Source organism: Micromonospora sp. NPDC005707 (assembly GCF_040631005.1).
Classification (GTDB): domain Bacteria; phylum Actinomycetota; class Actinomycetes; order Mycobacteriales; family Micromonosporaceae; genus Micromonospora.
Map to the genome: position 1 here is coordinate 253,481 of NZ_JBEXYR010000002.1, position 12,133 is coordinate 265,613.

A 12,133-nucleotide genomic window follows, 5' to 3' on the forward strand; every position below is an offset into this window, starting at 1 on the left:
CCGCACCGTTGGGAGGGACATCGCCAGTAGGAGACGCCAGCACAGACGTCGGACGCCACCAGGAAAGGCGAGCATCCTGGACACGCCGTCGCCGGCCGAGCAGCAGGTCAGTCCGGACGTCGCGCGCGGGCGCCGGCATCGGGGGACGCCAGCACGGACGCAGACGCCACCGGCGGGAGACGCGGAACGCCACCTCCGAGAGGAGACGCCCCGCGGGGAAGGGACACCGTCAGGGGGCGTCCGGGCCAAAGGGTCAGGCGACCGGCTGGGCGACGTTCTCCCGGACCCACTCCACGATCGACTGGGTGGTGGCGCCCGGCGTGAAGATCTTGGCGACGCCGAGCCGCTGGAGTTCCGGGAGGTCCGCGTCCGGGATGATGCCGCCGCCGAAGACGACGATGTCAGTCGCGTCGCGCTCGGCGAGCAGCTCGAGGACACGCTTGAAGAGAGTCATGTGCGCGCCGGAGAGCACCGAGAGGCCGACGGCGTCGGCGTCCTCCTGGATCGCGGTCTCCACGATCTGCTCCGGGGTCTGGTGCAGGCCGGTGTAGATGACCTCCATGCCCGCGTCGCGCAGGGCACGGGCGACCACCTTCGCGCCCCGGTCGTGGCCGTCCAGGCCGGGCTTCGCGACGACGACCCGGATACGAGAGCTCATCAGCGCACACCTTTCACCGGCTCCGGCACTCCTGACCTGAACGAACGGTAACCCGCCCCGCCCGGCGCCGGGAACCCGGGCTGCGCCTTACCGCCCGGCCCGTCGCGCGGGAAGCCGGACACCTCCGCCGAACGGTCACTGTCCGCGACGAACGGGCGGTTGTCGGGCCACCCGACCGGCGGCACGAGCTATGACAAGAAGGGATGGAAACGGACAGAACGAAACGCCAATTCGGCGCTTCAGCTTGTGACGGGAGTGGCAGTTGGCTAACGTGTCCACGGTTGTCATCAGGTCCACGGACGGGTGACGACGCGACACCGGAGGTTCGACCGAGCTTCACCGAACGGTCCGAGGTCGCATCGGATCCCCGACAACGGAGGGTGTGCGTGCGCCAGCGCCTGTCGTCTGAGCCCGATAGATATCGCGGCCGCCGCCGCGTACCCACCCCCCCGCGGAGCCGCTACGCGGCGGTGGTGACCACCGCCTTCGTGGGAGCCGGCATCGTCGCCCTCGGCGCGAACGCCCTCCCCGACGCCAAGAGCGTCAGCCCGTCGGTCCTCGACGAGCTCAAGCAGGCCTCGATCACCAGCCAGGACGCCGCGGCCCGGGCCGACAGCGCGGACCGCGCCAGCCGTGACGAGCGCGCCGGCAAGACGGCCGCCGAGCAGGACACCTGGCTGCTCCCCCTGCACGGCTACGACTTCCAGTCGCCCTACGGCATGCGTTGGGGCAAGCTGCACACCGGCATCGACCTGGTCGCGCCCGAGGGCACGCCGTACCGGGCGATTCACGACGGCCAGGTCACCAAGGCCGGCTGGTTCGGCGGCTACGGCTACGCGGTGATCGTCCAGCACGCGGACGGCAGCGAGGCCATCTACGGCCACTCCTCGGCGGTGAGCGTCAAGGAGGGCCAGCAGGTGAAGGCGGGCGACCAGCTCGGCCTGGTCGGCAACACCGGCCACTCCTACGGTTCGCACCTGCACCTGGAGATCCATGTCAACGGCGAGCCGCGGGACCCGGTGCCGTGGCTCAAGGAGCGCGGAGTGGACATCCAGCTCGAAGTCGAGGCAATCTACAGCGAGGTAGCCGCGTCCTGACGCTCCGCATCGCCCGTTGACCGCCCGGATCAGTCGATCCGGGCGGTTTCGTCTGTGCGGAAGTCTGCTGGGTCACAGCGAAGAATGTGGGCGGCGCCACAGCGTCGCATGATCCTTTTTGGCGGTAAATCGCCCAGCTCGGTGCAAACTCGGGCAGGTGTGGTCACGCGCCTCGCCCGTCCTCCGGAACCCCGTACCCGGCGCGACCCGGGCCGACACCAGTATTTCGAGGTCACGTGCCCCTCGACTGATGAAGGTTTCCGTGCAGGAAGACAGCTCCATCCAGAACGAGAACACCTCGGACATCGCTCCCGCCCGGCACCGGCGCCAGCGCCCGGCCCGGCGTACCGCATATCTGGTCCTCGGCGCGGTGGCCCTGCTGGGCCTCGGCGTCGGCGGCGTCTCCGTCGCCACCGCCGGGCACGGTGCCCCGACCCCCGCCGCGGTCGACTTCGACGCCCAGGCGCGCGCTGAGGCCGCCGCCCGCGCCGATCGTTCCGTCCGCGAATCGACCGCCCCGGTCACCCCCTCGGCCAGCGCGTCGCCGAGCCCGAGCGCGGCCAGCCCGAAGCCGACGAAGGCCGCCGCGGCCAAGCCGAAGCCGAAGCCGAAGAAGACCACCAAGCCGAAGCCGGCCTGGGTCATCCCGATGAAGGGCGCCGAGATCACCTCCTGCTACGGGCAGCGGTGGGGCACCCTGCACGCCGGCATCGACTTCGCCATGCCGTCGGGCACACCGATCCACGCCGCCGCGGCGGGCACCGTGGTCAAGGCGGGCGACGTCGGGGACGGCTACGGCAACTCGGTGTTCATCGACCACGCCAACGGCTACCTGACCCACTACGCCCACCAGAGCCGCCTGATCGTCGGCGTCGGTGACAAGGTGAAGGCCGGCCAGGTCATCGGCTACGAGGGCGCCACCGGTGACGCCACCGGCCCGCACCTGCACTTCGAGGTGCACAAGGGCGCCATGTGGAACCAGATCGACCCGGCGCCGTTCCTGCGCGCCCGGGGCATCAGCGTGGCCTGCTGACGGGCCACGGCACGAGGGAGGGGCCCGGTCCGGCACGCCGCCGGGCCGGGCCCCACTCAGCTCAGAGCTTGTCGATCGGGGCGTGCCGGAGGACCAGCCACATGGTCTGGTCGCCGAAGTCGATCTGCGCCCGCGCGCCCGGACCGTGCCCCTCCACCGCCAGCACCCGGCCGAGGCCGTAGCGCTGGTGGTTGACCCGGTCGCCCACGGAGACCTTGGGTGCCTGCTTCAGCTCGCTCGCGGTGGCCAGCCGGCTCGCGTCCACCCCGAGCCGATTGGCGAGCTGGGTCGCCTTGGGCGTCCCCCCGGTGAAACCGCCCCGCCCGCCGGGCGCGCGGTCCGCCCGGCCGCCGACGCCGCCGCCCCCGCCACCCCACGAGGTGTACGACCCCTCGGTGCGCTCCCAGCGGACCAGCTCGGTCGGCAGCTCCTCGAGGAAGCGCGACGGCGGGTTGTAGGCCGGTGCACCCCAGGCCGAACGGGTGACCGCCCGGGACAGGTAGAGGCGCTGCCGGGCGCGGGTGATGCCCACGTAGGCCAGCCGCCGCTCCTCCTCCAGCTCGCGGGTGTCGCCCAGCGAGCGCAGGTGCGGGAAGACGCCGTCCTCCAGGCCGCTCAGGAACACCACCGGGAACTCCAGCCCCTTGGCGGTGTGCAGCGTCATCAGAGTCACCACGCCCTGGTGGTCCGGGTCGTCGGAGGGGATCTGGTCGGCGTCGGCCACGAGCGCCACCTGCTCCAGGAAACCGGCCAGGGTGGCCCGCTCGTCCTCCTCGCCCAACGCCTCGATCCGCTCGGTGTACTCGCGGGCGACGCTGACCAGTTCCTGGAGGTTGTCCACCCGGCCGGCGTCCTGCGGGTCGAGGCTCTCCTCCAGCTCGGCCAGGTAGCCCGAGCGGGTCAGCACGGCCTCCAGCACCTCCTCCGGGGTGCCGCTGGCGGCCAGCTCACGCGCCTCGTCGAGCAGCGCGACGAACTCGGCGATGCCGTTGGCGGCCCGGGTGGAGATGCCCGGGGCGTCCTTGGCCCGGCGCAGCGCGGCGCCGAAGGAGATCCGGTCGCGCCCGGCCAGCGCCTCCACGCACGCCTCGGCGCGCTCGCCGATGCCGCGCCGCGGGGTGTTGAGGATCCGGCGCAGGCTGACCGTGTCGTCGTCGTTGACCACCGCGCGCAGGTAGGCCAGCGCGTCGCGGACCTCCTTGCGCTCGTAGAAGCGCACCCCGCCGACCACCTTGTAGGGCAGGCCGACCCGGATGAACACCTCCTCGAAGACGCGGGACATGGCGTTGGTGCGGTAGAAGACGGCCACGTCGCCCGGGCGGGTGTCGCCGGCGTCGACCAGCCGGTCGATCTCCCGGGCCACCCAGTCCGCCTCGGCGTGCTCGGTGTCGGCCACGTAGCCGACGATCTGCTCGCCGGCCCCGGCGTCGCTCCACAGCCGCTTGGGCTTGCGGGAGGTGTTCCGGTCGATCACGGCGTTGGCGGCGTTGAGGATGGTCTGGGTGGAGCGGTAGTTCTGCTCCAGCAGGATCGTCCGGGCGTCGGTGAAGTCGCGCTCGAACTCCAGGATGTTGCGGATGGTGGCGCCGCGGAACGCGTAGATCGACTGGTCGGCGTCACCGACCACGCAGAGCTCGGCCGGCGGGATGCCCTCGGTGCCGGAGACGAGCTCCTTGATCAGCACGTACTGGGCGTGGTTGGTGTCCTGGTACTCGTCGACCAGCACGTGCCGGAACCGGCGCCGGTAGCTCTCCGCGACGTGCGGGTGCGACTGGAGCAGGTGCACCGTCGTCATGATCAGGTCGTCGAAGTCGAGCGCGTGCGCCTCGCGCAGCCGCCGCTGGTAGAGCGTGTAGGCCTCGGCCAGCGCCCGCTCGTTGGGGCCCTTGGCCCGGCCGGCGAACTCCTCCGGGTCGACCAGCTCGTTCTTCAGGTTGGAGACCTGGGCGGCCAGGCCGCGGGCCGGATGGCGCTTCGGGTCCAGGTCCAGCTCGCGGGCGACCAGCTGCATGAGCCGGCGGGAGTCGTCGGCGTCGTAGATCGAGAAGGTGGACTTGAGGCCGGCGTGCTCGTGCTCGGCGCGCAGGATCCGGACGCAGGCCGAGTGGAAGGTCGACACCCACATCAACCGGGCGCGCGGGCCGACCAGGGCGGCCACCCGCTCCTTCATCTCACCGGCGGCCTTGTTGGTGAAGGTGATCGCGATGATCTCGCCGGGGTGCACGTCCCGCGCGGCGAGCAGGTAGGCGATCCGGTTGGTCAGCACCCGGGTCTTGCCGGAGCCGGCGCCGGCCACGATGAGCAGCGGCGAACCGGCGTGGGTGACCGCGTCCCGCTGGGGACCGTTCAGGCCGGCCAGGAGGGCCTGCGGGTCCGGCCGGGCCGACGGCCTCGCGGCGCGGCGCGGCGACGGGCCGGAGTCGTCGTGGGCCCCGGGCCGGTGCGGCGGGGTCGCCCCGGGCTCCGGCGCGGGCGGGGACGCGGGGATGTCGAAGAGAGGATGCATCGCACCGGAAGTCTATGCCGACCGCCGGACACTTCCCGCCCGCGCGGCCCCGACGGGACGGCGGCGTCACGTCCCACCTGTTGGCGGGTTTCCTTGCGCCGCGGGCCCGGAGGTCGGCATACTCGACGGCGTGTTCGGTCAGCGCTTCTACTTTTACTACGGCACCGGGAGTCCGGCAGCCGTGGGTCGCGCCTGATCACAGACCTACGAAAGCCCCGGGCTCCTGGAGCCCGGGGCTTTTCCGTCCCCGGGATCCGGGTACCGGGCCCGAGCCCCGAGGGGTACGACGATGATGACTGACGTGGTGGAGTCCAGCGGCAGCCTGGCGCCGCACGACCGGCCCGCCGGCGGTGACCCGACCGGGGCCGCGGCGGCCCGGACCGGCACCGACGACTCGGCGGCGGCCGAGCGGATCAGCGAGATCCGGGAGCGGATCGACGAGATCGACCGCACCCTCATCGCGCTCTGGCAGGAGCGGGCCGCGCTCTCCCAGGAGGTCGGGGCCACCCGGATGGCCTCCGGCGGCACCCGGCTGGTGCTCTCCCGGGAGCGGGAGATCCTGGAGCGGTTCCGCGAGGCGCTCGGCGCGGACGGCACCCAGCTCGCGCTCCTGCTGCTGCGCGCCGGCCGCGGACCGCTGTGAGGGGTCCCGGCGGCGCGGAGTCGCCGGATACGACGAACCGCCTGCCGGCGTCGAGCTGACGCCGGCAGGCGGTCCGGGGTGGGTCAGGCCGCCTCGTGGGTGGCGACGATCTCCCGCTTCTCCGCGAAGTGGCAGGCGCTCGGGTGGTCCGAGCCGCGCCGGATCTGGAGCAGCGGCACCTCCTGGGCGCAGACGTCCTGCGCCTTCCAGCACCGGGTGCGGAACCGGCAGCCCGAGGGCGGGCTGACCGGCGAGGGGACGTCACCCTGGAGCCGGATGATCGCCTTGCTCTCCCGCACGGTCGGATCCGGCACCGGCACCGCCGACAGCAGCGCCTGGGTGTACGGGTGGGTCGGGCGCTCGTAGATCTCGTCCTCGGTGCCGACCTCCACCATCTTGCCCAGGTACATCACGGCGACCCGGTCGGAGAGGTGACGCACGACCGACAGGTCGTGGGCGATGAAGACGTACGAGAGACCGAACTCGGCCTGGAGCTTCTCCAGCAGGTTCATCACCTGCGCCTGGATCGACACGTCCAGGGCCGACACCGGCTCGTCGCAGACGATGACCTCGGGCCGCAGCGCCAGCGCCCGGGCGATGCCGATGCGCTGCCGCTGGCCGCCGGAGAACTGGTGCGGGTACCGGTTGATGTGCTCCGGGTTGAGGCCGACCAGGTCGAGCAGCTCCTTGACCTTGTCCCGGCGGGACCGCCGCGGCGCCACCTCGGGGTGGATCTCGAACGGCTCGCCGATCAGGTCACCGACCGTCATGCGCGGGTTCAGCGAGGTGTACGGGTCCTGCATCACCAGCTGGATCTGCCGGCGCAGGCGCCGCAGCGCGCCGCCGGAGAGCTTGGAGATGTCCTGGCCCTTGTAGAGCACCTGGCCGGCGGTCGGCTTCTCCAGGTTCATCAGCACCCGGGCCAGCGTCGACTTGCCGCAGCCGGACTCGCCGACCACGCCGAGGGTCTCTCCAGCCTTCAGTTCGAAGGAGACGCCGTCGACGGCCTTCACCTGACCGATGGTCTTCTTGAACACCACACCCCGGGTCACGGGGTAGTGCTTGACCAGGTCACGGACCTCGATGATGTTCTCAGTCACGGTTCACGAGCTCCTCGGCGAAGTGGCAGGCGCTGGCCCGCCCGCGGCCCAACTGCAGCAGCGGGGGCACCTTCTCCCGGCACACCGGCTGCGCCATCGGGCAGCGCGGGTTGAAGGCGCAGCCCGGCGGGATGTTCATCAGGTTCGGCGGGAGGCCCTTGATGGTACGGAGCTCCTGCCCCTTCTCGTCCATCCGCGGGATCGAGTTGAGCAGGCCGAGGGTGTACGGGTGCGCCGGCTTGGCGTACAGGTCGTACACGTCGGCTTCCTCGACGATCCGGCCGGCGTACATGACCGCGATCCGGTCCGCGACGTCGGCGACCACGCCGAGGTCGTGGGTGATCAGGATCATGCCCATCTGCCGCTCCCGCTGGAGCTCGCCGAGCAGGTCCATGATCTGGGCCTGCACGGTCACGTCCAGCGCGGTGGTGGGCTCGTCGGCGATCAGCACCTCGGGGTCGAGCGCCAGCGACATGGCGATCATGGCGCGCTGCCGCATGCCACCCGAGAACTGGTGCGGGTAGTTGCTGTACCGGCCCTTGGCGTTCGGGATCTTGACCTGGTCGAGCATCTCGATCGCGCGCTTCTTGGCGTCCGAGCGGCTCATGCCGCGCCGGATGCGGAACTGCTCGGCGATCTGGAAGCCGACGGTGAAAACCGGGTTGAGGGCGGAGAGCGAGTCCTGGAAGATCATCGCAATGCCTTCACCACGGATCCGGCGCCGCTGCTCGGTGGACATCTTGAGCATGTCCTTGCCGTGGAAGCGGACCTGGCCTCCGGTGACGAAGCCGGGCGGGGTGTCGAGGATGCCCATGATGGTCTGCGCGGTGACGCTCTTGCCGGAGCCGGACTCGCCGAGCACGGCGAGGGTCTCCCCCGCCTCGACGTGGTACGTCACCCCGTTGATGACCTTGGCGACACCGTCCCGGGTGCGGAACTCCACCCGCAGACCGTCGACCTCGAGCAGGCGGCCGGAGGGGCGGCCGGATCCGTCGGCGCCCGGCGCGGACTGCTCGGACACGAGAATGTCGGACAACTCAGTTCCCCTATCGAAGCTTCGGGTCGAGGGCCTCGCGGACCGCCTCACCGAGCATCACGAAGCTCAGCACGGCGACGACGAGGAACGCGGAGGGGAAGAACAGCAGGAACGGCGAGACCCGGATGTAGTTCTGCGCCTCGCTGATCATGATGCCCCAGGAGACCACCGGGCTCTTCAGGCCGATGCCCAGGAAGGACAGCGTGGCCTCCGCACCGATGAACGAGCCGACCATGATCGTGCCGTAGACCAGCAGCGGGGCCAGGCAGTTCGGCAGCAGGTGCTTGAGGATGATCCGGCCGGTGCCGGCGCCCAGCGCGCGGGCCGCCACGATGTAGTCGGCCTCCTTGGTGGCGAGCACCGAGGAGCGCATGAGGCGCATCACGACCGGCCAGCTCAGCACGGTCAGGGACATGATGACCAGGCCCATGATCGTCCACTCACCGTTGTCGGTGCCCGAGCCGTTGAACGTGGTCAGGATGACGATCGAGCCGAGCACGAACGGCAGGCCGAAGAAGATGTCCGCGATCCGGGAGAGGAGCGCGTCCACCCAGCCGCCGCGGTAGCCGGCGATGATGCCCATCGCGCCACCGAACAGCAGGGTGCCGATGGTCGACAGCAGCGCCACCACGATCGAGGCGCGGGCGCCGTAGATCACCCGGGCGTACACCTCGCGGCCCTGCACGTCGTAGCCGAACCAGGCGTCGGCCGACGGCTCGACCCGGCTGCGGGACAGCGCGCCGTTGACGGCGTCGCCGGAGGTGAACAGCGACGGGAAGGCCGCCATCACCACGAAGAGCACGATGAACGTGGCGGAGATCCAGAACAGCGGCTTGCGGCGCAGGTCGCGCCAGGCGTCGCCGAGGAGGCCGCGGGGCTTCTCCCGCTTCGCGCTCTCCGGCAGGCCGGCGTTGACGGGTGCGCCGGAACCGGCCTCGGTCGGCATGGTCGCGGGCGGCGTCGAGACGATCGACGCGGTACTCGGGTCACTCATAGCGGATCCTCGGGTCCAGGGCGGCGTAGAGCAGGTCCACCACCAGGTTCATCACGAGATAGACGAGCACCAGCACCACCACGATGCCGACAACGGTAGCGCTCTCCTTGGTGACGATCGCCCGGAGCACCTGGCGGCCGATGCCGTTGATGCCGAAGATGCCCTCGGTGATGATCGCGCCGCCCATCAGGGCGCCGAGGTCGGTGCCGAGCAGGGTGACGACCGGGATGAGCGAGTTGCGCAGCAGGTGCACGCCGACGACCCGGCGCATGGGGAGGCCCTTGGCGATGGCGGTGCGGACGTAGTCGGCCCGCCGGTTCTCGGCGATGCTGGTTCGCGCCACCCGGGCGATGTACGCCATCGAGGCGCTACCGAGCACGAAGCCCGGCACGAGCAGCTCGCTGAACCGCATCTCGTTGGAAACGGTGGGGTGGATGATGCCCCACTTGACGCCGAGGAGCCACTGGAGCACGAAGCCGATGACGAAGACCGGCAGCGCGATCAGGAAGAGGGTGGAGATCAGGACCAGGTTGTCCAGGAAGCCGTTACGCCGGAGACCGGTGAGGACGCCCGCGCCGAGACCGATGATGGCCTCGATGGCGAGCGCGACCACCGCCAGCTTCAGGGTGTTCGGGTACGACGTGGCGATGATGTCGCTGATCTCGCGACCGCCGAACGTGATACCGAAGTCGCCCTGGAAAAGGTTCTTCATGTAGCTGGCGTACTGCACCCAGATCGAATCGTCGAGATGGTACTTCTCGGTCATCATGGCCCGGTAGTTCGGGGGGCAACCGCGGTCACCGCACTTGCCGGCGAAGGGGTCACCGGGCACCGACCAGACGAGCCAATAGATCAGGAACGTCGTACCGATGAAGACCGGCACGAGTTGCAGCAGCCGTCTCACAAGATAACGGCCCATGGGGTGGTCCTCCAGACAAGGGGGCGCGTCGGACGGCCGACACGGATGGTGACAACGTGCGAGGGGTTTGTTGTACACCCCCTCGCGGAACGGCCCCGGGTCGGGCTCACCGGTAGGCGAGCCCGACCCGGGGTCAGACCGTTCGGATCAGAGCTCGACCGAGGTGATGTCGAGCTCGCCGACGTTGGTCAGCTCCATCTTCTTGATCTTCTCGGAGTGGCCGGACTGCTGGCCACCGAAGTAGATCGGCATCGACGGGACGTCATTGTCGATGAGCTTGACGGCCTCGGCGAACTTCGCGTGGGCAGCCTTCAGGTCGGGGGCCGCGGAGGCCTCCTTCGCGAGGGCGTCCACCTGCGGGTTGCTGTACTTGCCGTCGTTCGAGGAACCGCCGGTCACGTAGAGCGGGTTGATCCAGTTCTCCACGTCCGGGTAGTCCTGCTGCCAACCGGCCCGGTAGGCACCGGTCATCTTGTAGGCGTTGATGTTCGCCCGGAAGACCGCGAAGGTCGGCACACCGACGGCGACGGCGTCGATGTTCAGGTTGGTCTTGATCTGCTGGGCGACGGCCTCCATCCACTCCTTGTGGCTGGCGTCCGCGTTGTACGACAGGGTCAGCTTGCCCGTGAAGCCACCGGCCTCCTGGAGCAGCTGCTTGGCCTGCGTCGGGTCGAACTTGCAGGAGGTGCAGTTGCCCGGCTCGGCGCCCGGGGTCAGCGGGTTGGCCCAGCTGTCGGCCGGCTTGCGGTTACCGAAGAAGATCTTGTCGGTGATCTCCTGGCGGTTGATCGACAGCGAGATCGCCTTGCGCAGCTTGGCGTTCTGGAAGCGCTTGTCGTAGATCGGGAAGGCGATGATGCCGGTCGACGGGGTGGTCGACGAGATCGCCCGGTCGCCCAGGTCGGTCTTCCACTTGTCACCGGCCAGCGAGGAGACCGGGACCTGCTGCTGGAAGTCCAGGTTGCCCGACACCAGGTCGTTGTAGGCCGCGGTGTCGTCCTGGTAGATCTTGACGGTGACGTCCTTGATCTTCATCTTGTCGCGCAGGCTGTAGTCGTCGAAGCGGGTGAGCTTGATCTCGACGTCGTCCTGCCAGGAGACGAGCTTGACCGGGCCGTTACCGATCGGCTTCTTGCCGAACTCCGCCGGGGTGGTGGAGAAGAAGGCGTCCGGCAGCGGCATGAAGGCGCTGTAGCCGAGCTTGGTCGGGAACACGGCGGTCGGCGCGGAGAGCGTGACCTCGAAGTTCCAGTCGTCGATGACCTTCAGGCCGGAGAGCTCCTTGGCCTTCGGCTCCTCGGCCTTCTTCGGGCCGTCCGGGCCGTCCGGGTCCTCGGTGTAGGTGTCGGCGAAGCCCTGGATGTCGGAGAAGAACGAGGCGTTCTGCGCGCCGTTCGGGCCGTACGCCGCCCAGTTCCAGGCCTTGACGAAGCTCTCGGCCTTGACGGTGGTGCCGTCGTGGAACTTGGTGTTCTGCTTGATCTTGATCTTGAAGACCTTGGAGTCGCTCGTCTCGATCGACTCGGCAAGCAGGTTCTGCGGCGCCCCACCGTTGTTGGGGTACTCGACCAGACCGCTCCACATCCAGTCAATGATCTTGCCACCACCGGTCTCGGTGGTGTTCGCCGGAACCAGGGGGTTCTCCGGCTGGGTGCCGTCGATGACGATCGCGCCGTCCTTGCTGGCGCCGGCGTCGCCACCGTCGTCGTTGCCGCTGGAGCAGCCGGACGCGATGAGCGCGAATGCCGCGCCCACCGCGAGCGCGCCGCTCGCCCGCTTCGAGACTCTCATTCCGAGGGGCCTCCTCTTTCTAACCTGGTTCCGTCGTGGGTTTCACGCACGTGTGGGGGTGACACCGCCGACGACCCGAACCACAGGGCGCCGGTTTACCGCAGAGGAAATCGGGACACCCCAGGGGTACCGATCCGCCGGGCGCCACACCCTTCGACGCAGACACCGCGCAGGGTCGACGGCCACGCGCGGCGCTAGGAGGCGGCGTCACGTGGTCGGTGGGCCCGACGGGGTGCCTCACACCGGGGGGTGAGGTGCTGCCACTGTGACACTCACCAGCCCTTTGCGTGAAGGTGCCGTTATCAAGACGTTAGTTGCCCGCCACGTTGCCGATACTTGAGAAAAGATCATGAAAC

General features: G+C 69.7%; 10 protein-coding genes. 3 read left to right on the forward strand and 7 right to left on the reverse strand.

Annotated elements, in window-relative coordinates; translation table 11 throughout:
• Positions 1-253 precede the first annotated feature (253 nt).
• A complete protein-coding gene (locus tag ABZ452_RS03715) occupies positions 254-658 on the reverse strand; it encodes a cobalamin B12-binding domain-containing protein (RefSeq protein ID WP_357938600.1) in 405 nt (134 codons plus the stop codon).
• Positions 659-1,044: 386 nt separating this feature from the next.
• On the opposite strand from ABZ452_RS03715, the gene ABZ452_RS03720 reads away from it, so the two are divergent.
• Positions 1,045-1,755, forward strand: coding sequence for a M23 family metallopeptidase (locus tag ABZ452_RS03720; protein ID WP_357938602.1), 711 nt, complete (start codon positions 1,045-1,047; stop codon positions 1,753-1,755).
• A 250-nt stretch (positions 1,756-2,005) separates the two neighbouring features.
• The gene (locus tag ABZ452_RS03725) at positions 2,006-2,788 is read left to right on the forward strand and encodes a M23 family metallopeptidase (protein ID WP_357938604.1); all 783 of its coding nucleotides are present in this window, start codon (positions 2,006-2,008) and stop codon (positions 2,786-2,788) included.
• Positions 2,789-2,849: 61 nt separating this feature from the next.
• On the opposite strand, the gene pcrA is transcribed toward ABZ452_RS03725, so the two are convergent.
• Positions 2,850-5,294 carry a DNA helicase PcrA gene (gene pcrA / locus ABZ452_RS03730; RefSeq protein WP_357938606.1) on the reverse strand — a complete coding sequence of 815 codons (2,445 nt, stop codon included), beginning with the start codon at positions 5,292-5,294 and terminating at the stop codon, positions 2,850-2,852.
• A gap of 289 nt (positions 5,295-5,583) precedes the next feature.
• Between pcrA and ABZ452_RS03735 the strand changes: the two genes are divergently transcribed.
• Positions 5,584-5,937: a chorismate mutase gene (locus ABZ452_RS03735; RefSeq protein ID WP_357938608.1), complete on the forward strand. Its 354-nt coding sequence runs from the start codon at positions 5,584-5,586 to the stop codon at positions 5,935-5,937.
• Between the two features lie 83 nt (positions 5,938-6,020).
• On the opposite strand, the gene ABZ452_RS03740 is transcribed toward ABZ452_RS03735, so the two are convergent.
• From ABZ452_RS03740 to ABZ452_RS03760, 5 genes are all read right to left on the reverse strand, one after another.
• Entirely contained in the window at positions 6,021-7,037 is a 1,017-nt protein-coding gene (locus ABZ452_RS03740; RefSeq protein WP_357938610.1) for a dipeptide ABC transporter ATP-binding protein, read from the reverse strand.
• Positions 7,030-8,058 carry an ABC transporter ATP-binding protein gene (locus ABZ452_RS03745; protein WP_357939086.1) on the reverse strand — a complete coding sequence of 343 codons (1,029 nt, stop codon included), beginning with the start codon at positions 8,056-8,058 and terminating at the stop codon, positions 7,030-7,032. Before ABZ452_RS03745 ends, ABZ452_RS03740 begins: the two co-directional genes overlap by 8 nt.
• Positions 8,059-8,083: 25 nt before the next feature.
• Positions 8,084-9,067 carry an ABC transporter permease gene (locus ABZ452_RS03750; RefSeq protein WP_357938612.1) on the reverse strand — a complete coding sequence of 328 codons (984 nt, stop codon included), beginning with the start codon at positions 9,065-9,067 and terminating at the stop codon, positions 8,084-8,086.
• Positions 9,060-9,986: an ABC transporter permease gene (locus tag ABZ452_RS03755; protein ID WP_357938614.1), complete on the reverse strand. Its 927-nt coding sequence runs from the start codon at positions 9,984-9,986 to the stop codon at positions 9,060-9,062. Before ABZ452_RS03755 ends, ABZ452_RS03750 begins: the two co-directional genes overlap by 8 nt.
• Positions 9,987-10,133: 147 nt before the next feature.
• Positions 10,134-11,777, reverse strand: coding sequence for an ABC transporter substrate-binding protein (locus tag ABZ452_RS03760; protein ID WP_357938616.1), 1,644 nt, complete (start codon positions 11,775-11,777; stop codon positions 10,134-10,136).
• Positions 11,778-12,133: the final 356 nt, after the last annotated feature.

Bases quoted from the DNA above. Each gene is read 5' to 3' on its own strand.
- ABZ452_RS03755 (WP_357938614.1), bottom strand. From the start codon at position 9,986: ATGGGCCGTTATCTTGTGAGACGGCTGCTGCAACTCGTGCCGGTCTTC.
- ABZ452_RS03725 (WP_357938604.1), top strand. From the start codon at position 2,006: ATGAAGGTTTCCGTGCAGGAAGACAGCTCCATCCAGAACGAGAACACC.
- ABZ452_RS03750 (WP_357938612.1), bottom strand. From the start codon at position 9,067: ATGAGTGACCCGAGTACCGCGTCGATCGTCTCGACGCCGCCCGCGACC.
- pcrA (WP_357938606.1), bottom strand. From the start codon at position 5,294: ATGCATCCTCTCTTCGACATCCCCGCGTCCCCGCCCGCGCCGGAGCCC.
- ABZ452_RS03715 (WP_357938600.1), bottom strand. From the start codon at position 658: ATGAGCTCTCGTATCCGGGTCGTCGTCGCGAAGCCCGGCCTGGACGGC.
- ABZ452_RS03760 (WP_357938616.1), bottom strand. From the start codon at position 11,777: ATGAGAGTCTCGAAGCGGGCGAGCGGCGCGCTCGCGGTGGGCGCGGCA.
- ABZ452_RS03735 (WP_357938608.1), top strand. From the start codon at position 5,584: ATGATGACTGACGTGGTGGAGTCCAGCGGCAGCCTGGCGCCGCACGAC.